Annotated in this window: 15 protein-coding genes; 6 read left to right on the forward strand and 9 right to left on the reverse strand. The window is 70.8% G+C overall.

Features of this window, described 5'->3' with window-relative positions; translation table 11 throughout:
- Positions 1-96: 96 nt before the first annotated feature.
- A complete protein-coding gene (locus WMF11_RS13940; protein ID WP_437908903.1) occupies positions 97-1,509 on the forward strand; it encodes a POT family MFS transporter in 1,413 nt (470 codons plus the stop codon).
- Between the two features lie 14 nt (positions 1,510-1,523).
- Here WMF11_RS13940 and WMF11_RS13945 read toward each other — a convergent pair whose 3' ends face one another.
- The 7 genes from WMF11_RS13945 to WMF11_RS13975 form a co-directional block, all read right to left on the reverse strand.
- Positions 1,524-2,900, reverse strand: a complete 1,377-nt coding sequence (locus WMF11_RS13945; protein WP_437977809.1) for a hemolysin family protein — start codon at positions 2,898-2,900, stop codon at positions 1,524-1,526.
- Between the two features lie 192 nt (positions 2,901-3,092).
- Positions 3,093-4,160: a 3-deoxy-7-phosphoheptulonate synthase gene (locus WMF11_RS13950; RefSeq protein ID WP_437552326.1), complete on the reverse strand. Its 1,068-nt coding sequence runs from the start codon at positions 4,158-4,160 to the stop codon at positions 3,093-3,095.
- A 238-nt stretch (positions 4,161-4,398) separates the two neighbouring features.
- On the reverse strand, positions 4,399-5,193 hold the full coding sequence (locus WMF11_RS13955; RefSeq protein ID WP_437908905.1) for an RNA polymerase sigma factor: 795 nt from the start codon (positions 5,191-5,193) through the stop codon (positions 4,399-4,401).
- Between the two features lie 498 nt (positions 5,194-5,691).
- Complete coding sequence (locus WMF11_RS13960; RefSeq protein WP_437977810.1) at positions 5,692-6,978, reverse strand: RNA polymerase sigma factor; 1,287 nt, start codon at positions 6,976-6,978, stop codon at positions 5,692-5,694.
- Positions 6,979-7,078: 100 nt separating this feature from the next.
- Positions 7,079-8,002, reverse strand: coding sequence for a hypothetical protein (locus tag WMF11_RS13965; protein WP_437977811.1), 924 nt, complete (start codon positions 8,000-8,002; stop codon positions 7,079-7,081).
- A gap of 278 nt (positions 8,003-8,280) precedes the next feature.
- Positions 8,281-8,778 carry a hypothetical protein gene (locus tag WMF11_RS13970; RefSeq protein WP_437552330.1) on the reverse strand — a complete coding sequence of 166 codons (498 nt, stop codon included), beginning with the start codon at positions 8,776-8,778 and terminating at the stop codon, positions 8,281-8,283.
- Between the two features lie 554 nt (positions 8,779-9,332).
- The gene (locus tag WMF11_RS13975; RefSeq protein WP_437977812.1) at positions 9,333-10,271 is read right to left on the reverse strand and encodes a hypothetical protein; all 939 of its coding nucleotides are present in this window, start codon (positions 10,269-10,271) and stop codon (positions 9,333-9,335) included.
- Positions 10,272-11,028: 757 nt separating this feature from the next.
- On the opposite strand from WMF11_RS13975, the gene WMF11_RS13980 reads away from it, so the two are divergent.
- From WMF11_RS13980 to WMF11_RS13990, 3 genes are all read left to right on the forward strand, one after another.
- Positions 11,029-11,880 carry a hypothetical protein gene (locus WMF11_RS13980; RefSeq protein ID WP_437977813.1) on the forward strand — a complete coding sequence of 284 codons (852 nt, stop codon included), beginning with the start codon at positions 11,029-11,031 and terminating at the stop codon, positions 11,878-11,880.
- 220 nt (positions 11,881-12,100) lie between these two features.
- Positions 12,101-15,196: a DEAD/DEAH box helicase gene (locus WMF11_RS13985; protein ID WP_437908909.1), complete on the forward strand. Its 3,096-nt coding sequence runs from the start codon at positions 12,101-12,103 to the stop codon at positions 15,194-15,196.
- A 125-nt stretch (positions 15,197-15,321) separates the two neighbouring features.
- The gene (locus WMF11_RS13990; protein WP_437977814.1) at positions 15,322-15,870 is read left to right on the forward strand and encodes a hypothetical protein; all 549 of its coding nucleotides are present in this window, start codon (positions 15,322-15,324) and stop codon (positions 15,868-15,870) included.
- A gap of 27 nt (positions 15,871-15,897) precedes the next feature.
- Here the strand turns inward: WMF11_RS13990 and WMF11_RS13995 are convergent, their stop codons facing one another.
- Positions 15,898-16,251, reverse strand: a complete 354-nt coding sequence (locus WMF11_RS13995) for a response regulator (RefSeq protein WP_437908911.1) — start codon at positions 16,249-16,251, stop codon at positions 15,898-15,900.
- Between the two features lie 9 nt (positions 16,252-16,260).
- Entirely contained in the window at positions 16,261-17,811 is a 1,551-nt protein-coding gene (locus WMF11_RS14000) for an ATP-binding protein (RefSeq protein ID WP_437977815.1), read from the reverse strand.
- A 229-nt stretch (positions 17,812-18,040) separates the two neighbouring features.
- Between WMF11_RS14000 and WMF11_RS14005 the strand changes: the two genes are divergently transcribed.
- Together WMF11_RS14005 and WMF11_RS14010 are read left to right on the forward strand one after the other, a co-directional pair.
- Positions 18,041-19,627 (forward strand): SDR family NAD(P)-dependent oxidoreductase, encoded by a 1,587-nt coding sequence (locus tag WMF11_RS14005; RefSeq protein ID WP_437908913.1) that lies wholly within the window; start codon positions 18,041-18,043, stop codon positions 19,625-19,627.
- A 155-nt stretch (positions 19,628-19,782) separates the two neighbouring features.
- The gene (locus WMF11_RS14010) at positions 19,783-21,978 is read left to right on the forward strand and encodes a cation:proton antiporter domain-containing protein (RefSeq protein WP_437977816.1); all 2,196 of its coding nucleotides are present in this window, start codon (positions 19,783-19,785) and stop codon (positions 21,976-21,978) included.
- Position 21,979 lies beyond the last annotated feature (1 nt).

The raw sequence follows: 21,979 nt of genomic DNA on the forward strand, positions 1-21,979 counted from the left end.
GCCCGCGCCGGCGCTCTCCGGAGGGGATGGAGGCAGCGCGGATTGCCCTGGCGCGGGAGGCGGTCTACGGAGGGATGGCGCGCGCGAGGGCCTGCCATGACGCAAACCGCTCCTAGCACTAGCACCGACCGATTTCCCCCTCAGATCAAGTACATCATCGGAAACGAGGGGTGCGAGCGCTTCAGCTTTTACGGGATGAAGAACATCTTAACGTTCTTCATGATCAACTACATGCTGATCCACGAGCATGTGGCCAAGGCCAATTACCACCTGTTCGTGAGCGCCTGCTATTTCTTCCCGCTCCTCGGGGGATTCCTGTCCGACCGCTTCCTCGGGAAGTATCGGACGATCCTCTGGCTCTCGCTCGTCTATTGCGCGGGGCACGCGTGCCTCGCGGTCTTCGAGAGCCGTCCGGCCGGCTTCTACGCGGGGCTCGCGCTCATCGCGCTCGGCTCGGGCGGCATCAAGCCCTGTGTCTCGGCGCACGTCGGTGACCAGTTCTCCGAGGAGAACAAGCACCTCGTCAAGAGCGTGTTCGCCCTCTTCTACTGGATCATCAACTTCGGCTCGTTCTTCGCGTCGGCGCTGATCCCGAAGACGCTGGAGTGGTGGGGCCCGAGGGTGGCTTTCGGGATCCCGGGCGCGCTCATGTTCATCGCGACGCTCGTGTTCTGGAGTGGGCGCGACCGGTATGTGCACGTGCCGCCGACCGGCAAGAACCCCCACTCGTTCCTCCGCGTCCTCTGGGACGCTGTCCGGGTGGGGCGCGACGCGCGTGGCAGCGCCGCGCGCGGGCACTTCCTCGACGCCGCGCTCGGCAGGCACCCGGAGGGCGCGATCGACGGCGCCAAGGCCGTCCTGCGGGTGATGACGATCTTCGCCCCCATCCCGGTGTTCTGGGCGCTGTTCGACCAGAAGGGGTCGACCTGGATCGTCCAGGCGACCCGCATGGATCTCGAGGTGCTCGGCCACAAGCTCGCTCCGTCGCAGCTCATGGCGCTGAACCCCCTCCTCGTGATGCTGATCATCCCCTTCAACACGATGATCCTCTACCCCGCGCTCGAGCGGCGCGGCGTCCGCCTCGCGGCGCTCGGCCGCATGACGGCCGGCATGGCGATCGCGGGGCTCTCGTTCGTGGCGGTCGCCGCCATCGAGCTCGCCATGACCTCGGGTGAGCGCCCGAGCGTGCTCTGGCAGGCCGGGCCGTACCTGCTCATCACGCTCGCCGAGGTGCTGGTGTCCACAACGGGCCTCGAGTTCGCCTACTCCCAGGCGCCGCGGGAGATGAAGAGCACCATCATGAGCTTCTGGAACCTCACCGTGACGGTCGGCAACCTGATCACCGCCGGCGTCGCGGCGCTCAACGTGTTCACGGGCGCGCTTCAATACCTCTTCTTCGCGGCGCTCATCCTGATCGCGGCCGTCGTCTTCGGCCTCCTCGCCCGGCGCTACGTGGTTGTCGACTACTTCCAGCGGAGGCCCCCGGGCGCGCCCGCCGCTGCGTCCTGACGCGTCGCGCCGGCTCAGCCCTCGCCGTGCCGCTCCTCGTCCTCGGGCTCGCTCGGATGCGCGGGCGGGATGCGGACCCGCACCGTGCGGATCTGCCGCGGGCTCGCGTCGACGATGTGGAGCTCCGCCCCGTCCGGGGTCGTCACGACGTCGCCGGGCGCGGGGATGCGCCGGGCGAGCCCCAGGCAGAGCCCCGCGACCGTCGACCAGCGGACGTCGTCCGGCAGCGCGATCGCGAGCTGCCGGCTGACCTCGTGGACCGGCATGTCGCCGGGCACGAGCGCCGACCCGTCCGGCTCGCGCCGGATCGTCTCTGCGTGGGGCGGGTGCGCCTCGTTCTCGGCGAAGATCTCGCCGACGAGCTCCTCGACGAGGTCCTCCATCGTGACGATGCCGATCATGCCGCCCTGCTCGTCCACGACGACGGCGAGCTGGAGCCGGCGCCGCTTCAGCTCGGCGAGGAGATCGACGGCCGGCATCGACCCGACAACGAAGTACGCCGGGCGCAGGATGCTCTCCAGCGAGAACTGCCCGTCGCCCCAGAGGAGCGCGAGCACCTCCGGCATCGTGACGTAGCCGATCACGTTGTCGTTCGACCCCTCGTAGACCGGCATCCGCGTGTGGCCGTGCTCCAGCACGGCGCGCTGCACCTCCGGGGCGGCCGCGTCGCGCGGGAGCGCCACGACGCGGCCGCGGGGGAGCATCACCTGGAGCGCGGTGAGCCAGCCGAAATCGATGGCGCGGGACGCGATCTCGCCGGCGCGCTTGTCGACCGAGCCCGCCTCGGCGGCCTCGTCGACGATCTGCTGGATCTCCTCCGGGGAGAGGCGCGCCTCGACGAAGTTCGTGCGGTCGCCGAAGAGCCTCAGCACCAGGTTGGAGCTGGCGGTGAGCAGCCAGACGAGCGGGCGGGCGAGCGACGAGAGCCCGCGGAGCGGCGGGCCGACGAGCATCGCGTACCGCTCCGAGGCGCGGAGCGCGAGCGACTTCGGGACGAGCTCGCCGAGGACGAGCGACAGGAAGGAGACGAGCGCGACCACCGCGGCGAACGCGAGCTCGTCCGCCGCGTCCCCGACCCACGGCACCGCGCGGAGGACCGGCGCGAGGTCCTTCGCGAGGGTCGACCCGCCGAAGGCGCTCGCGGTCGCGCCGACGACGGTGATGCCGATCTGCACGGTGGCGAGGAAGCGCTCCGGGTTGCCCCGCAAGCGCTTCACCGCCCACGCCCGGCGGCTCCCCGACTGGACGAGCTGGTCGAGCCGCGTCTTGCGGACCGTGACGATCGCGATCTCGGCGCCCGAGAAGACGCCGTTCACGAGCACGAGGGCCAGGATGATGAGGATTTCCGAGAGAATGGCGGCTCCCTCCGCGGCGTTCCCGGGTGCAGGCATAGCGTGTCGCTCGCCCGGACGGCAGCGGCGCCGAGCCCGCGGCGCACGAAACCCAGGCGGCCGTGGCTGCAGCGTGCCGCGGGCCGTGAATTACGCTTATGATGAAATTTTCTGAAGGGATCCGCCACGCGCGGCGGCCGGCGCGTCGCCAGGCGCGCCGTCACGCACGGCCGCAGGCGCTGCGCGGAGGGCTCACGCCGCCTTGCTGGCTCGCCGGTCCCGCACCGCCTGCGCGAGCAGCTCGAGCACCGGAACGGTGTCGTTCCACCCGAGGCAGGCGTCGGTGATGCTCTGGCCGTAGGTGGGGAGCTTGCCCGGCGCGAGATCCTGCCGGCCTCCCACGAGGTGGCTCTCGATCATCACGCCGAGGATGTCCCGCGAGCCCGAGCGCAGCTGGTCGGCCAGGCTCTCGGCCACGATCCTCTGGCGCGCCGGATCCTTCTGGCTGTTGCCGTGGCTGCAGTCGACCATCAGCCGGCGCGGCAGGCCTGCCTTGGTCAGGCGGTCGGCCGCCTCGCGGACGTGCTCGGCCGCGTAGTTGGGCCCGCGCTGCGAGCCGCGGAGGATCACGTGACACGACGCGTTGCCGCGCGTCGCCACGATCGCCGAGATCCCCTGCTTCGTCACGGAGAGGAAATGGTGCGCCTCGCGCGCGGCCCGCACGGCGTCGACCGCGATCTGGACGTCGCCCTCGGTGCTGTTCTTGAAGCCGACGGGGCACGAGAGCCCGGAGGCGAGCTCGCGGTGGATCTGGCTCTCGGTCGTGCGCGCGCCGATCGCGCCCCAGGAGATGAAATCCGCGATGAACTGCGGCGAGATCGTGTCCAGGAACTCGGTCGCGCTCGCGAGCCCGAGCTCGGCGATGTCGCGGAGCAGCCCGCGGGCGACGCGGAGCCCCTTGTTGATCGAGAAGCTCCCGTCGAGGTCGGGATCGTTGATCAGCCCCTTCCAGCCGACCGTGGTGCGCGGCTTCTCGAAGTACACGCGCATGACCACGAGCAGATCGTCGCTCAGCCGGTCGCGCGCCTCCCGGAGCTGCGCGGCGTACTCCAGGGCGGCCTTGGGGTCGTGGATGGAGCAGGGGCCCACCACCACGATGATCCGGTCGTCGTCGCCCGAGATCACGCGCTCGGCGGCCTTGCGCGTGAAGGCCACGGTCTCGGAGGCCGCGGGGCTGACGGGGATCTCTTCGATAAGGATCGCGGGGGGGATCAAGGGCCTGAGCCCTGCAATACGAAGGTCGTCGGTCGAGTAGTACATCGTTGAGGCTCCAGCATAGCGCGACGACAACCGCCCCGACTACCCGCGCGTGGGCCGGAGACGCTTTCTGGTCGGCGTACGGCGCCCCGTACTCCCGTGTCCCGTGCGGCTTGCGATCGGCCTGAAGATTTGTCTCGCAGGCGCGGGCGGGCTATCGGGTCATGGGGGGCCGTCGGATCCGGGCTGACGCCGGCGTTCGGGCGAGCGCTGGCCCGAACGCGCTGGCGGCCTCCGCCGGTCATAAGCGCGCTGGCGAGTGTGGCCGCTCCCCGCCCGGTCGCCGCAGGAACGGGGCGCCCTTCGGCTGCGTGCGGCAGGGCGCCGCCGGCCGCTTCGTGCCCGCTGTGGTCGAGCGGACGGGTCGCTCTGCCAGCGCCGTCCGGCGCGGGGGGGTCGCCGAGCGTGCGGCGCTCGCCGAGCGCGCCGCCTCGGTGACGTCGCTCGCCGTCGGTCGCGGCGGTCGTTGCTGCCTGCGCTCTGCGCGGGGCTCCTCGAGCAGCGCGCGCAGCGACGCGAGCGCGCGCGTGCGCCACTTGTACGCCGTCGACAGCGGGATCCCGTGTTGTTCGGCGACCGTCGCCATCGGCACGCCTTCGATGTCGTGCGCGATGAGGATCTGCTGCTCCTCGGCCTGCAGCGACCTGAGCCGCGAGAGGATGAGGGAGCGCGTCTGCTCTGCGTCGATCTGCTCCTCGGCGTTCGGGCGCTCGTCGGCGACGCGGCGCGGGGCGTGGCCGGAGGACAGCTCTTCGCGCCGGTGGTGCGCGCGGTCGCGGTAGTGGGCGGCCACGTGGACCGTGATCCTGTTGAGCCACCGCTCCGGTCGCGCGCGGAGCGGGTCGTACGATGGGAAGCTCTGGTATCCGGCGAGGAACACATCCTGGAGAATGTCTCGCCGATCACGGCGTGGGACCCCGAGCCGCCTAAGCCAATTCCATACGGAGTCGTAGGTCTTCCCCCGAAAGAGCCGGACGAAGGCCCGCTGTCTATCCAGCGGCATCGACGGTGCGAGAGTGCGATGCGGTTGTCCCATGCTCGCTTAATTAGGAGGACCTGATCTCCCATCTCAAAAAAAAGCCATCGGCTCTGAAAAATGATCTTCTGTGCGCGCGCGATCCCCTGCATCTCGCCCCCGAGCGCCAAGGACGGGAGAGCAGCGCTCGGTATGGAGCGTCTCCTGTGCAGGAGAGCAGCACTGACGTCGTGGAGAGCTGAACAGGGGAATCGCTCTCGACCGGGCTTCGGCTTCGCCGTGCCCCGGCGGTGCCGATAGGAGAGGCGGACGAGGGGTCTAGAGGGGCCAGGGCTCCAGTCTCCTGGTGTCCTCGGCGGTTCAAATCCTCGCCATCCGCGCAGTGCTACAGCGGTTTCCGCCCACCTCTGCACCATGCAGATACATGGAGAGCAGAGCGGCGGTCTCCCGCACAGGAGACGGGCCCAGATCGGCGTTTTCGGCGCGCAAGCGCACTCCTGTGCGCTGAGCACCGAAAACGTCGAGGTGGGCCCGTATCCGAAGCGGGTGACCGCCGCTCTACAGGAGCGGGCGGGGCCCGGCGGCTGCCGTCCTCGCGCGGAGCGCGCGCAGCGCCGCGTTCCTCTCGGCGGTGAGGCGGCCGGCTGGGAACCTCATCCGGTGCTCGATCAGGCTGCGCTTCGCCTCCGCATAACGACCCCGCGACAACGCCGTGATCGCGCCGTCGATGAGGATGCGCTCCGCGGCGATCTCCTGATCGTTCGACGCCCCAGACGGTCCCGCGGAGTGCAAGGTCGCTCCGCCCGACGGACGGAGCGCGGCCTTCTGCGCGGGCAGCGCCGCGCTTGTCGCTCGCGGGTTCCCGGCGGCCGCGATCCGGCCGCCCTGTGGAGCGTCCGCCGCTGCAGCTGCGCCGGGCGGCGGCGGCAGCGCGGCCGGGGACGGCGGCACCGCCGCCGGGGAAGGCAGCGATGGCGCGGCCGGGGACGGCGGCGGCAGCGCGGGCGGGGGGGGCGGCGTCCGGATGACCGCCATGGCGAGCCCGGTCGCCGCGCGCGTGCCGGCGGCGGCCGGCGTCGAGGCGGCGCGCAGCGCGCCGAGGGTGAGCGCGATGACGGCGGCGGCGCTCGCCAGCGGGACTGCGATGCTCGCTGCGATATGGAGCGAGCCTGTCCGCGTCGGCGCGCCGCCCTCGATCGGGAGCTTCCATGGCCACGGAGAGAACACCCCGCGGACGCTGCGGTACAGCCTCGTGAGCAACGTCGGCGCGCCCTCGCCTCCCGTGCGCGCCTCCTGGACGAGCGCGCCGGCGCTGAAGGGGATGAGCGCGAGCCCGCGGCCGCGCTGCCGCGCCTGCCAGCGACGCATCGCCGCCTCGATGTCGACCCAGGCGAGCCGGTGCCGGCTCCACGCGGTGCTCAGGGGGATCGACAGCTGCTGGGCGATCTCGGCCATGTCGATCTCCTCGAGCTCATGGGCGACGAACACGCAGCGGCGCTCCATGGGCATCTCCTGGAGCAGCTTGTCGAGCACGCAGCGCCGGTCCCTCGCGATGGCGTGCTGCTCGGAGTCGGGGGTGACGTCGGGCAGCGCCGCGAGATCGTCGAACGGCCGGAGGCGCTCGTGGCGGCGGTGGGCCCGTCGGAAATGGTTCGACGCCTGGTGGGTCGCGATGCCCATGAGCCACGACCGCACGGTGCCCCGGCTGGGATCGAACCGCGGCAGCGCACGGTAGGCGCCGGCGAGGACCTCCTGGGTGACGTCCTCGATGTCCTGCGCGCGAACCCCGAGGCGGGCGAGGTAGCGGGCGATGAACGAGAAGTGCTCGTCGGCGATCTCCGCCATGCGGGCGTGGGAAGGCTCTGCGGATGTGTTTTTGCGTGACTGTGACCCCATCTCTGTTCCCCCCTCGAGCGTGGCGACGGCGTCGTCGTCGCGAAGCTTGTCAATGCGCTGCCTCGGCACCCCGAGGGAGGGCAGCGCGACGCGCGGGCGCCTCGCTCCGCGGATCGAGGTTGACGTCCAGGCGGAGGCCCACGAGCCCGCCGTAGGCGGGCGGGGTCCAGAGCACACGTTCCTGGCTCTCGACGCGGAACTCCGAGAGGCGGAGCAGGATGTCGCCATAGAACTGGATGGCGAGCCGATCCGAGATCGGCATCTCGATGCCTGCGCGCGGCCCTGTGGCGAGCCAGAGCGACGAGGTGTCGATGATCCTGGCGTCGGTGCTGGAGGTCGTCACGACCCCGACCGACGCGACGGCACACGCGAAGAGGTGACGGCGCTGCGAACACGGCATCACGTTCGCCGCCGCGAGCCAGGTCGAGATGCTCGTCGCCTCGTCGAGCTGAATCGTGACCGGCAATTGAACGTGGCCTTCCACGCCGAGGGTGAAGGATGGATAGCGGAGCGCGACATGGAGCGCCGTCCCGGCGGTCGTCCCCTGCAGGGTTCCGAGCACCGCGGACCCCGCAAGGCCGACCCTGACGTCGGGCCACGCCCGCCGCGCGGGCGCGGCGGCAGCGGCGTCGGGCGGGGCGGGGGAGGGCGGCGGTGGGGGCGCGGCGGGCGGCACGTGGAGGCTCGGATCGAGCGCGACCCGGAGCGAGAGCGCCATGTTCATGACAAGCTCTTTGCAGTCGTCGTGATAGACGACCAGGTGCCGTGACCATGCGATGGATCCATCGGCGTCGTAGAGATCCATGGTGGCGTGTATCTCCCTCCCTGGACCGCGGAAGACAAGGGCTTTGGCCTGCGCGGCCGCCTCGGGCTCCACCGGGTCATAGCCGAGCTGCCTGGCCATCTCCTCGCGCAGGAGCGCCTCGCCCGGGCAGCGCTCGGCCCCTGGCGCGCGCCGGTACTCGAGCTGCACTGCGGCGCGGGGCGGCGCGGCGCCGGCGCGCCAGGGTGACAGCAGGGCCGCGGCCGCAGCGACGAGCCACCACGGCGCTCGGACGCTGGTTCCGCCCGCCCGAAGTCCGGCCAGGGATCGCCGACGCGCGGAGCCGGGTCGGTCGTGCGGCGCCGCGTCAGCCCCGGTGTCTCTTGCTGATGCTGCTGACATGGTGCTCATCGCGGCGTGGTGACCGCTTGTTCAGGCCAGGTGTCATCGGCCGCATTCCCGTCCAGGGGGCGGCCAGGGTGACTCGCTCAGAAGGCATCCACGGGGAGCACGAGCCCCACGCCGACCACGCCGGAGAGCGGAGGGACCCGCCATACCTCTCTGTTGTTCACCCAGAGGGACGGACGGCTGTGGTTCGTGTGCAGCTCGGCGAACCCGCGCAGGAACAGCTGCTCGGAGAAGCGCCAGTCGCCCGCGACCCGCAGGCCGACCGAGCTGACCCACGGCTGGCGCGCTTGAATGCTGACGCCGGGGTCGCTCGTGATCCGCAGCTCGCCGGCGTCGAAGACGGCGCACACCGACAGGACCCCGCGATGACCGCAGATGTCGAGCGTCGGCATCGCCAGGCTCGCATGGACCAGGACGCCGTCCGCGAAGGTGTCTGCCAGGGAGGTGAACATCCGCGCCTCGACGCCGATCGACAGGCTGGGCCAGCGGAACGCCGTGGCGAAAGAGGCCCCTCCGCCGAGCGCGGGCAGGAGGCCCACGGCGAGCAGCGGTGACGCGGAGATCTCGCCGCGGAACATGTGGTCGTCCTCCTGAGTCTCCCGTCCCGATTCAGACCGAGGCGTATCCGCGTGCACCGGGGTCGTCGCCATCAAAACAACGAGCACGGCGGCACAACCGGCGCGTCGCATCGGCGTCCCGGCTAGGGCGGGATCGGTGCGGTACGGAGCGGAGTGGACACCTCGACCCGATGCACGCCGCTGTCTCCCGTCCGGCCGCAACACCCCGCCATGTGGCCCCCCTCTTCAACGTCTCCGGCGCCCGTAGGACAGTGCACCTCTGCCGCGTGACGGAGGCCGGCTCGACGTCGCCGCTCCCACGTCGTGATCCTGTAGATACTGACTTTGGAGCGCACGTAAAGGCTTTTGTGTGCGCTCTCGAGCGCGCGGGTCGCATTGCGTTTTGACTCGTCGATTTCTCCCTATCGAGAGATTTTTCCGTCATGCCCACGGATCCATCTACCTGGCGCCTTTGCCTGACATCGTAGATTCTGGTCAAGCCCGACCGTGGTTCAGGAGAAGCCCGAATCGTGTGGCTCGGGCGGCGCTGCGCCACCCTTCGCGGCGCGTGACCGTCACCCGTTCTCGCCTGGACGTGTTTGGCAGCAAAACGTGCTCGGGCCGGTGAGGACGATCTCGCCTCGCAGCTCTCCGCCGCTCGGCTCGCAGCTTCCGGGCTGGTTGACCTGCCAGATAGCCTTCATGCTCTTGGGCGTTTTCCCGGGCACGGCGGCGACGCAGCCCGGGGCATGGCTCGAAGCGGTGCCGGCGGTGATCAGCTCGCCGCACGCGCCGTCCCGGAAGGAAAGGAGCGCCAGGGAACACTCGCTGCCTGTCGGAGGGCCGCACTCACACGGCGTGCAGTGGCGTTCGTCCCTCATGCCGTCGTAGAGGACGACGTCCTCCGGGTAATCTTCCGGGCAGGTCACCTCGCCCTCGCCGAGGTACATGATGCACTGAGCGAAGCCGCGCCCCTGATCGGGTGACACGCACGTCTCCGACGGAGAGGCGCACGTGGGTTCCCGGGGGACGCCTCCGCACGCCACGCCGGAGCGAGACCACCGCAAGGTGAACTGTGGCACCGGGGGGGGCTCGATGCTGGCTTCGCAAGGCGTCACTCGGGTCGCGCCGAGGACGATCGATTGATGATCGTTCACCCGGGCGTCGCCGGGCACCACGCAGGTGCCGTTCAGCATGTCCCGGGGCTCATGCACCGAGACCGCCGGGCCACCGCACTTCAGCGAGGCGGCCGTCCGGAGATCGTCGGGCAAGGCGCAGGCTGGCTCGCCGCACCGACATGGGCTGCACGCGAAGGGGAAGTCAGGGGTCTCGTACCCCCTGTACACCCTGGTGGGGGCGCTGCCGGGGCAGTTCGGCTCGTCCACCGTCCTGCCGACCCAGAGCAGCGCCGGGCCATAGAAGCCCTCCGGAGCCGGCTCGACACACTGGTCGCCGCTGCACGTGTCGTCGCATGCCGAGATGCACGCGTCGCGGTCAGGCTGGTTTCTACACACTTTCGCGCACGTCCGACATTCCGCGATGCAATCCCAGCGTTCGGGTCCGTAGGGCTCGCTTTCACATTGATCCACGCACGTCCCGCATTCCGCTAGACATGCGTCCTGGTTGGGCACGTTCTCACACTCGGTGTCGCATGTCTCGTAAGTTACTTTGGTGTAGAAGCAGCCTGGGATGCACGCGGTGAACAGCAGCGCAAGGGCGAGAGAGGTAGTCTTCATAGACCTCCTGTCGGGAAGAGCTCGCAGCCCGCTTTACTACAGAGGCGACCGTTCCAAGCGAAGATGGGCCGGAGTACACAAGGAATGACCTCTCTGGACGCATTGCGATCAGCGCCGGCGAATTCCAAGAGAACGCCAACAGCGGCGATTTTTGTCAGCGCAGCCCGGGCCTGAGCGCAGCGACGCACCTCGTGAAATGAAGACACGCCGGGCCACGTAAGCGCTCTGTGTCGGAGTGCACCCTCGACCCAACTCCTGGGTGACCGAGCGCGCTCCTGCGCAACCCTGCGCGACCGAGCGCAGGCCGCGGCGCTCAGGCGCGAGCCAAGGCGACCGACCGGGCGCACCGCGTCGGAGGGGGTCGGTTCGGCTCGGATGCGCCCGCGCCCGATCGCAGGAAAGCGAGCCGCGTGTCCCCAGGCGGCGTACTGGGACCGGGCTCAGACGCTTGAACATGCGTCGAGAGCGTCGAAAGCGTCGCAGGCGCAGAAAGCGCTCGCGGGGCGTGCGCTTGCTGCGTTAGGCTCGGATCCTGATGAGCGGGGATCCACCCGATAGCGAGCGCGGGCTGCATCAGGCCGGGCTCCGTCCTCAGGAAGAGATGGCCTCGCGGGGGGCGGCGAGCGGCGCGCCGGTCCCCTCGGCGACCGTCTCGCTCTCCTCCGGGCGGCGCTACGAGATGGAGGTGACGCCCGCGGGTGATCGGCTCGTCGTTCGCGGAAGGACGGGTGAGATCATCCTGCAGATGGAGATCACCGACGCCGGTCCGGTGCTGTCGTTCGCGGCGCCCGACGGCGAGCGCGCCGGCTCACGGCGAGGCGGTCGGGGGAGCGCCTCCTCCGCGCCGCCGCGGCGCGCGGCCTCGTCGCCGCAGTCGGTGATCGTCCCCATGTCGAGCGGAAAACGCCCCCCCTCGGAGGGCGAGGCCGACGAGACCGTCGAGGTGCCGCGGGCCCTGCCGCTGCCCTCGATCAAGCTCCCGTTGGAGGCCGAGCCGCTGGAGCTCGATGGCGGCAACGCGCGGTCGGGGGTCACCCTCCGGCGATCTCCCGGCGAGCTCGACGCGAGCGGCGCCGTGCCGGCCGCGGCCGGGGTGGCGACGCCGAGCGTTGCGGCCCCTGCGCCCGCCTCGCGGAGCGACCTTCCGGGCGCGCGGAGCGCGCTGCCCTCGCTCAGCCTTCAGCAGTACGCGGTCCTCTGCGCCGAGTCGTCGATCGGAGCGGCCTCGTCGTTCGACCAGGCGCTCCTGCGCCACGGCATCGCCGACCGCGACCTGTGGAAAGCCGTCGATCGCAGCTGGCAGGATCGGCTCGAGCGCGAGCCGATCCTCACGTTGCGCTGGATGGAGCTCACGACGCGCTACCGCGAGCACCTGACGCGTCGGTGAAGCTCGCCGCGTGATGCGGCGCGGATACCTGCTACAGCAGCGCCCCGCTCATGCCGGGCAAGCTCCCGGAATCTGGAGGACGAGGCAGCGGAAGAAGCGGAAGAAGACGCCTGAACCTCTTTCCGTCATCCTCGTCTTTCTGTGAACATCCCAAGAAGTGGCGCTGGTCCCGGGAGAGCGCGCGAGCTACCGCGGCCAGCCGTCGGTGTCTGGAGTCTCAGTGCAGGGTCTTCTCGAAGCCATCAGGAAAGCCTGTCTTCCGGGCCTCTGGTCCCAGGGCGTCAAGCTCGCCCGTGAGGGCGCTGCCTTCGGACGGGAGGATCGCGGCGATGCCATCGTGGTCCGCATCAAGGCGGCCGGGCAGCCCGTTGCGCCAACCGTCACCCTCTACCCAGCGGACGCCGAGTGGACCTGCGACTGCGGTGGAAAAATCGACCCCTGCGCGCACGCTGTCGCGGCGACGCTGTCGCTCTCGCAACCGGTCGCGCAAGGCCAGCCGGCTGCGCAGGGCCAGCCAGCGGCGCAGGGCCAGCCGGCCGCGCAGGGCCAGCCAGCGGCGCAGGGGCACCCGGCCGCGCAGGGCGGCGCGACCGGCGCGGCTGCGCCGCCGGCGCGGCTGCGGTACCGGCTCCGGCGCAAGGGGCTCGTGCTCGCGCTCGAGCGGATGGTCGTGCACGCGAGCGGCGCCGAGGAGCCGCTCCGGCTCTCGCTCGCCAGCCTCGCTGGCCGCGCCGTGCGGGCTCCAGCGAGCCCGGAGCGGCCGGGGCCGAGGCTGCCCGAGCTCTACCCGACGCACGAGGACCTGGCGATCGACCGCCTCGTGGGCACGAAGCAGCACGGCTACTTCCCCTCGGATCGCCAGCCCGAGCTCTTCGCGGCGCTGGCGGGCGTCGCGGACGTGGAGCTCGACGGCGCGCCCGTGCGCGTCTCCAGCGAGGCGATCGGCCCTCGCGCGGCGGTGCGCGATCACGACGATGGCGCGGCGCTCGTCGTGGAGCGGGACCCGCGCGTCGACGAGGTGATCGCGTCGGGCGTCGTGCGGTGCGGCGGCACGCTGCACCTGCTCCGGGAGATGGACCTCACGGGGCCGAAGCTCGAGCGGCTGCCGCTCCGGCGGGTGTTCCCGCGGGGGGACCTCGGCAAGCTGGTGACCGACGTCCTCCCGGAGCTGACCAAGCGCGTCCCGGTCACGATCCAGAGCCAGCGCCTGCCCCGCGCGGGCGGCGCGTCCCGGCCGCGGATCCTCCTGGAGCTCAGCCAGAAGGAGCACACGCTCTCCGTCGTGCCCAGCCTCGTGTACGGCGACCCGCCGGAGGCGCGCATCGAGAACGGCCGGCTCGTGCACCTGTCCGGCGCCGTGCCCGTCCGCGACGAGCCCGCGGAGCGCATGTTGCTGGTCCGGCTGCGCGACGAGCTCCACCTCATCCCGGGCCGCCGGGTCGACTTCGACGGCGTCGAGGCGATCCGCTTCGCCTCGCGCCTCGAGTCGTGGGACGCCCGCGCCTTCGCCGACGCGCGCGGCGAGATCTTCGGCAAGGCCGCGCTCGTGCCGCGCTTCGTCATCGAGGACCGGGCCTTCGACGTCGAGTTCGAGCTCTCGGCGGGGCGCGACGACGGCGCGGGCGACGAGGGCGACGGCGCCGGCGCGCCCCCGAAGCGCGCGGACGCGACGGCCGTGATCCGCGCGTGGCAGGACGGCCTGCCGCTCGTGCCGCTCCTCGGCGGCGGGTGGGCGCCGCTGCCCTCGGAGTGGCTCGACAGGTACGGCGCGCGCGTCGCCGATCTGCTCGCGGCGCGGCGCGAAGACAAGGAGGTGCCGCCCGCGGCGCTCCCGGCGCTGGCCGCGCTGTGCGACGAGATCGAGTACCCGCGCCCGTCGGGCTTCGACAAGCTCATGCCGCTGCTCGACGGCTTCGCGTCGCTCCCGGAGGCGCCGCTGCCCTCCGACCTGACCGCGACGCTTCGCCCCTACCAGCGGCGCGGCGTCGACTGGCTGTCGTTCCTGCGAGACGCCGGCCTCGGCGCGGTGCTCGCCGACGACATGGGGCTCGGCAAGACGCTGCAGACGCTCTGCTCGCTGCGCGGGCGGACGCTCGTCGTGTGCCCGCGCAGCGTCGTCCACAACTGGGCCGACGAGATACGGCGCTTTCGCCCGGGCCTCCGGTTCGCGATCTACCACGGCACGCGGCGCGCCCTCGATCCTTCGGCCGACGTCACGCTGACGACCTACGCCGTGCTCCGCAACGACGCCGAGCTGCTCGCGACGCAGGCCTGGGAGGCCGTGGTGCTCGACGAGGCGCAGGCGATCAAGAACCCCGACAGCCAGGCGGCGCGGGCGGCGTTCGCGCTCCGCGCCGAGCTGCGTGTGGCGCTGAGCGGCACGCCGGTCGAGAACCGGCTCGAGGAGCTCTGGAGCCTGCTCCACTTCACGAACCGCGGCCTTCTCGGCGGGCGGAGCGCCTTCCAGGAGCGCTACGGCCGGCCGATCGCCGAGGGCGTGCAGGGCGCCGCGGCCGAGCTGCGGCAGAAGATCCGCCCCTTCGTGCTGCGGCGGCTGAAGGGCGAGGTGGCGCCGGAGCTGCCGCCGCGATCGGAGATGGTGCTCTACTGCGAGCTCGAGGAGGCGGAGCGCGAGCTCTACGATGCGGTGCGCGCGGCCACCCGCAAGGACGTGGTGGAGAAGCTCGCGGAGGGGGCGAGCGTCATGGCGGCGCTGGAGGCGCTGCTCCGCCTGCGCCAGGCGGCCTGCCATCCGGCGCTGATCCCGGGATCGAGCGCCGGCGGCGCGGCGCCGGCGGCGCGGACCACGCCCTCCTCCAAGGTGACGCGGCTGATCGAGGCGCTCGAGGAGTGCGTCGCGGACGGCCACAAGGCGCTCGTGTTCTCGCAGTGGACCTCGCTGCTCGACCTCGTCGAGCCGCACCTCAACGCGGCGGGGATCCCGTGGAGCCGCCTCGACGGCGGGACGCGCGACCGCGCCGGGGTGGTCAACGAGTTCCAGTCGCCGGGCGGCCCGCCGGTGATGCTGATCTCGCTCAAGGCGGGCGGCACCGGCCTGAACCTGACGGCGGCGGATCACGTCTTCCTGCTCGATCCCTGGTGGAACCCCGCGGTCGAAGATCAGGCGGCCGATCGGGCCCACCGTATCGGACAGCACCGGCCTGTGATGGTCCACCGGCTCGTCGCGAAGGACACGGTGGAGGAGGGGATCCTCGCGCTGCAGGAGCGGAAGCGCGCGATCGCGGGCGCCGCGCTTGGCGAGGCGGACAGGGCGGCCTCGCTGACGCGGGAGGATCTGCTCGCGCTGCTGGGGTAGCGCACGTCGATCGCGGCCTTCCGCGCGGTGCTCCCCGTGTGTCGCTCGCGGGGCGGGCGCATCGCCGCGGCCTCCGGCGGTGCATGCGTTGCGCGCGTTGAGCCGCCATGGGATGAGCGGGTGTGATGCGAACGTTCATCCTCCCCCTCGCCGCGCTGCTGGCGCCGCTCGCTGCGTGCACCGTCAACGGTCCGCGCGAGCCGGCGCCCGAGCCGTCATCACCCGCGGAGCCGTTGTCCACCGCGGCGCCGGGCACGCCCGCGCCGCAGGCTTCGGCCACGGTCACCGCGACGACCCAGGCGCCGGCCACGACAGGGCGGACCGCGACCACCGCGCCCGGCGAGGAAGCGCTGTTCGGCACGTGGAGCTCCGCCGCGTGCGGTCCGCGCAAGTACGAGCGCCGGCTCTCCCTCGCGAAAGACGGCAGCTTCGTCGCCGAGGATCGCGTCTCTCCCTGCCCGCCGAATGTGGCGTGCGTCTGGTCGGGCATCGTCCATCGCAAGGGGGCGTTCAAGCGCGCCGACAGGACGATCCTGCTCTCGGTCTCCGAAGGGTCGCAGGGGCCGGGCGCTCACCCGTTCCCGACCGCGCTCACCATCGATCCTTCGACGGGCGTCCTCGCCGAGACCGGAGAAGGCGGCGCTCCCTGCCCCTACGCGCCCGCCGGCAAGTAGCCTCCTCTGTGCGCGAGCGCACCGCGCTCAGCACCCGCACGCCTTCTGGACCGCTCCGAGGAGGGCCTCGTAGCGGATCGGCTTCCTGAGCAACGGTGTTCCCGGCGGCGGGGACGTGATCGACGCGGCCGACAGGACGACGACCGGGATGCCCGCGAACCGCGCGTCGCGCCGCATCCGGTCGATCAACTCCACACCGTCCATGACGGGCATCAACAGATCGATGAGCATCATATTCGGCCGCTCGCCGCGCTCGAGCAGCGCGAGCGCCTCCGCTCCGTTTCCAGCCGTCATGACGCTGTAAGCACCGTCTTCCTCCAGCGCGTCGCGGAGCGAGATCTGAATATCCTCGTTGTCCTCCACCAACAGGATGTGCTTCATCGTGTCAGCTTAAGGAGATTTGGTCTCGGTGTCATCGAGCTTCCCACGTTGTCGAGGCAACTCCACAGTAAAGGTCGAGCCGACGTCCGGTTCACTCGCGACGGACACCGTCCCACCCATGGCCCCGACGACCTCCCGCACGATCCACAGCCCGAGGCCGAGCCCCCCGTAGTGCCGCTCCGAGACCGCGCGCTCGAACTGGTTGAAGATGATGGCCTGGTGCTCGGGCGCGATGCCGATGCCCTGGTCCGCGATCGTGAGCCACGCGCGGACATCGCTTGACCACACGGTGATCGTGATCGGACGTCCACGGCCGTACTTGAGCGCGTTGGTGAGGAGGTTGTTCACCACCTGGTCGAGGCGCCTGCGATCCCAGCCGCCCGTGGCGTCGGCGGCGAGGTGGAGCGACATCGAGTTCCTGGCGAGGTCGTATTTGTGCTGCTCGACCACGTCGCACACGACCTCCGCGAGGTCGACCTCCTGTATCTGAAGCTCGATCCGTCCAGCGGCGATGCGCGAGACGTCGAGCAGGTCGGAGACCAGCCGTTCCAGGCGATCGATCTGGCGCTCCACGACCGATAGCTTGACGACCAGGCGCTCGGGCGTGAGGCGGTCTGCGCGCGCGGCGCGCGCCGCGCGCAGCACGCTCTCCACCTCGGCGCGCAGCGGCGTGATCGGTGTCTTGAGCTCATGGGCCGCGACGGCGAGGAAGATCTCTCGCGCCCTCACGGCCTCTCGCGCCTGCTGGAGCATCACCTCGCGCTCCTCGGCCGCGATCTTCTGCTCCTGGATGTCGGTGCAGGTGCCGAACCACTTCACGATCCGCCTGGTCGTGTCGTGCAGGGGCAACCCGCGCACGAGGAACCAGCGGTAGACCCCGTCGCTGCGCCGAATTCGGTACTCGATCTCGTAGGCGTCTCCGCTGGCGAAGCTCTCCTTCCAGCGCGCCACGACCCGATCCGCGTCCTCGGGGTGGATGGCGGCCGTCCAGGCCGCGCCGCTGGGCCGACGCTCGCCGACGTACTCCGCGAAGCGCCGGTTGACGTAGTCGAACTCCCCGTCAGGCGTCGCGGTCCATACGAGCTGGGGAATGGCCTCCGCGAGCGCCTCGCGCGTGCTCTCGTAGAGCGCCGAGAGCTGGCGGTTCAGCTCCTCCCTGCGGAGCTCGTCCTCGCGTGTGACACGCGCCGCGCCCGCCAGCGCGACCACCTTGGGGAACAGCGGAACGAGCAGGATCGCGGTGCCGACGGAGGCGATCGCCGTGATGGCCCGGAGGGCCCCATCCAGCCAGTACAGCGGCTGCCAGATGACCCACACATCCATGAAGTGCGTGAACCCACAGGCAACGATGAAGGTGCCGAACGCGAAGTACACCCACTGGAAGGGGATGTCCCGGATGCGCCGGACCAGGTGGGCGAGGGTCAGGGAGATCGAGAGATAGGCGAAGCCGATCGCGAGGTTGGTGATGACCTGCAGCCAGACCATGCCCGGCTGCCAGAAGTAGCAATGGCCATGGGGCATGAATTCCGTCGCGAACAGACTGTGTGCCGACTCGAGCATAAGATCCTCTGCTTGAGTTTCCGAGGGCTCAGGGGGATGTGCGGGCATAGTGTACAATCGTCAGCCGGCGAACAGGATGCGGCTCGCGCGACTCGTCCGCGGGGCTCTGGGCGCGGCGCGGCGCGGCACGATGGGGCGCGATGCGGCGCGGTTAGAAGCGTGCCGGCAGGACCCGAAGCGCCCCTGCGGTTCGCGCGCGGTCTCCCGCGTGCTATGCACGCACGCTTCGATGAGTCCCGACCGCGAAGCCGCCGGCGCAGGCCGGCCGTTCACTGCCGCCGATCTCGACGCTTGCCTCAAGGTGCTGGAGGCCTTGGCCCTCGATCGCGCGCAGCTCGCCGCCATCAGCTCCGAGGACCGCCGCCGGCTCCTCCTGGCCGCCGGCCGCGTCTCGCGCCCCGAGCGCGCCGAGCAGCGAGAGCTCGCCAGGGCGTTCCGCAAGCGCGACCGGCACGCGCAGAAGTCCGCCGACGCCGCCCTGCTCGATGCGGTCGGCATCCGCGTCGCCCGTCGAGAGCCGGTGTTCCGCACGCCGGACGCGCTCGCCCCGGCCGCGCCCCCGCTGTCGTGGGCCGACCCCGCCGAGGAGCCCGCGTCGCCGGAGGCCACCGAGGAGCCCGGGCCGCCGGCCGAGCCGGGCGCGCCGGAGCTCGCGCGGCCGCGGAAGTGTTACGTCTGCAAGGCCGAGTTCCGCAAAGTCCACTTCTTCTACGACGCGATGTGCGCCGCGTGCGGCGACTTCAACTACCGCAAACGCAGCCAGACCGCGCCGCTCGACGGCCGCGTCGCGCTCGTCACGGGCGCGCGCGTGAAGATCGGTTATCAGGCGGCGATCATGCTCCTCCGCGCCGGCGCGCGGGTCATCGTCACGACCCGCTTCCCGCACGACGCCGCCCGCCGCTTCTCGGCCGAGCGCGACTTCGACGCCTGGGGATCACGGGTCGCGATCTACGGCCTCGATCTCCGACACACGCCGAGCGTCGAGCTCTTCACGCGCCACCTCCTCCACACGCTCGACCGGCTCGATTTCATCATCAACAACGCCTGTCAGACCGTGCGGCGACCGCCGGGCTTCTACGGCCACCTCATCGAGGGCGAGACCGCGCCCGTCCACTCTCTCCCGCAGGGCGCTCAGGCTCCGCTCCGCGAGTACGACGCGCTCCGCGCGTGCGGCACGCTCCCCCTCGTCGCCGGCGCCGACCCCACCGCGGGCCTGCGCGAGCCCGCCTTGCTCTCCCAGATCCCGGCTCCAGGCGATGAGCGCCTCGACGAGCTGCTCTTCCCCCAGGGGCGCTACGACGCCGATCTCCAGCAGGTCGATCTCCGGACGCTGAACAGCTGGCGGCTCACCCTCGCCGAGGTCCCGACCGTCGAGATGCTCGAGGTGCAGCTCGTCAACGCGGTCGCCCCCTTCGTCCTGAACTCCCGGCTGAAGCCGCTCATGACGCGACGGCCCACGTTCGACAGGCACATCGTCAACGTCTCGGCGATGGAGGGGCAGTTCTACCGTCGTTACAAGACGGACAGGCACCCTCACACCAACATGGCGAAAGCCGCGCTCAACATGATGACGCGCACGTCCGCGCCCGATTATGTGAAGGACGGCATCTTCATGAACAGCGTCGATACCGGGTGGGTCACCGACGAGGACCCCGCGGCGCTCGCCGCGCGAAAGCTCGAGGAGCACGGCTTTCATCCGCCGCTCGATATCGTCGACGGCGCCGCCCGCATCTGCGACCCCATCTTCTCCGGGCTGCTCAGCGGCCAGCACGCGTACGGCCAGTTCTTCAAAGACTACATGCCGACCGATTGGTAGCCGCCGCCGCCCGCGCCAGGGCGCGCTCCTCCTTGTCTGCACGCCGCCGACGTCCTGTTCAGGTCGCTTGACGCTGCGCATCCCTTTCTTGACAGTCGAGACAGCCCGCTGATAAGCGATAACTTAACACTTACCACCGGGAGGGAGCGCTCCGCATGGAGAGCCTGATTCACAACCCGCTGAGCCGCTTCCTCATCCAGGCGTTCTTGATCATCGCCTGCGCGCGGCTCGTGGGCCTGGTGGCCCGCCGGATGGAGCAGCCGATGGTCATCGCCGAGGTCACGGCGGGCATCCTGCTCGGCCCGTCGCTGTTCGGCTGGCTCTTTCCCGATACGTCGGCGCTCCTGTTTGCAAACGAGTCGCTGCCGCTCCTGAAGCTGGTGAGCGAGGTCGGCCTCATCGTCTTCATGTTCCTCATCGGGCTGGAGCTCGATCCGAAGCTCTTGCGCGGGCGCGGCCACGCCTCGGTCATCATCAGCCACACGAGCATCGTCGTGCCGTTCGCGCTGGGCGGGCTCCTCGCGCTCTACCTGTACCCGCGGCTCTCCGACAGCTCCGTCCCGTTCTCGTCGTTCACGCTGTTCATGGGCGTGGCCATGAGCATCACGGCGTTCCCGGTGCTCGCGCGCATCCTCACCGAGCGGCGCCTGCTGGGCACGAAGGTCGGCGCCCTCACCATCACGTGCGCCGCCGTCGACGACGTGACCGCCTGGTGCATCCTCGCGTTCGTCGTCTCGATCGCGCGCGCCACGGGGCTCGTGGGCGCTGTCTGGACCACCGTCTTCGCCGTCGCCTACATCGCCGGCATGCTGTTCGTGGTCCGCCCCTTCCTCGCCCGGCTCGGCGAGCGCGGCTCCAGCAAGGAAGGGCTCTCGCAGGACCTCGTCGCCGTCACGCTCCTCCTGCTCATCGTCTCGAGCTGGATGACCGAGATGATCGGCATCCACCCGCTGTTCGGGGCCTTCATGCTCGGCGCGATCATGCCGAAGGGCACCGGCTTCGCGAAGAGCCTCGCCGAGAAGCTCGAGGACTTCGCCGTCGTCTTCCTGCTCCCGCTGTTCTTCGCCTACAGCGGCCTGCGCACGCACATCGGGCTGCTCAACTCGGTCGACGGCTGGATGATGTGCGGCCTCATCATCCTGGTCGCCTGCCTCGGCAAGTTCGGCGGCAGCACCGTGGCCGCCCGCTTCACCGGCCAGAGCTGGCGGGAGGCCAGCGCGCTCGGCATCCTCATGAACACCCGCGGCCTGATGGAGCTCATCGTCCTGAACCTCGGGCTCGATCTGGGCATCATCTCGCCCAAGCTGTTCACGATGATGGTGCTCATGGCGCTGGTCACCACCTTCATGACCACGCCGCTCCTGCGCTGGATCTACCCTCCGGAGGAGCTCGCCAAGGAGCTCGCCGACGCGCCGGAGCGGACGCCTCTGCCCGCGGCAGCAGAGGTGTTCACCGTGCTCATGTGCGTCTCCTACGAGCGCTCCGGCCCCGGCATGGTGACGCTCGCGAGCGCGCTCGCCGGCACGGGCCCCGAGGCGAGGCGCCTCTACGCCCTGCGCCTCATCCCGCCGACCGATCGCGGCTCGTTCTACCTCGACCAGGGGCCCGAGCGGCAGGGGGCGGCCGCGCTCGCGCCGCTCCTGTCGCGGGCCAAGGAGCTGGGCGCCGAGGTCCGGCCGCTCTCCTTCGTCTCGCCCAAGCCGAGCAACGACATCTGCAACGTCGCCGACGTGAAGCAGGCCGACCTCGTGCTGGTCGGCTGGCACAAGCCGCTCCTCAGCCAGACCGTGCTCGGCGGCACCGTCTACGAGGTCATGCGCGGCGCCCACACCGACGTCGGCGTGCTCATCGATCGCGGGCTCGCCGCGGTCCGCAAGCTGCTCGTGCCGTTCCACGGCACGTTGCACGACAAGGCGGCGCTCTCGCTCGCCCGCCGGCTCGCGCAGCAGGTCGGCGCGGACGTCACCATCCTCCACGTCGTCAAGCCGAAGCGCAGGTCCGACGACGCGCTCGGCGCGCAGCAGACGGTCGACGAGGTGTTCGAGGGCGAGGAGGGCGGCGCGCTGCAGAAGTCCAAGGTGCTTCTCAAGGTGGTGGAGCACGACTCCCCCGCGGACGCGGCCCTCGAGGAGGCGAGGCGCGGCTACGATCTCGTCCTCGTCGGCGTCGGTCCCGAGTGGGGCCTCGCGCAGCGCCGGTTCGGCATCCGCGCCGAGCACATCATCCAGGGGTGCCCGACCTCGCTGCTCGTCGTGCGCCACTACGAGCCCGCCGCCGTGTCCGCCCCGGCCACGGCGCCCGTCCCGAACGTCCTCCCGACCGCCCTCGCGGTCGAGCCCGATCGCTCCTGAA

It is taken from the genome of Sorangium sp. So ce295, from assembly GCF_051527405.1.
GTDB classification, from domain to species: Bacteria; Myxococcota_A; Polyangia; order Polyangiales; family Polyangiaceae; genus Sorangium; species Sorangium cellulosum_B.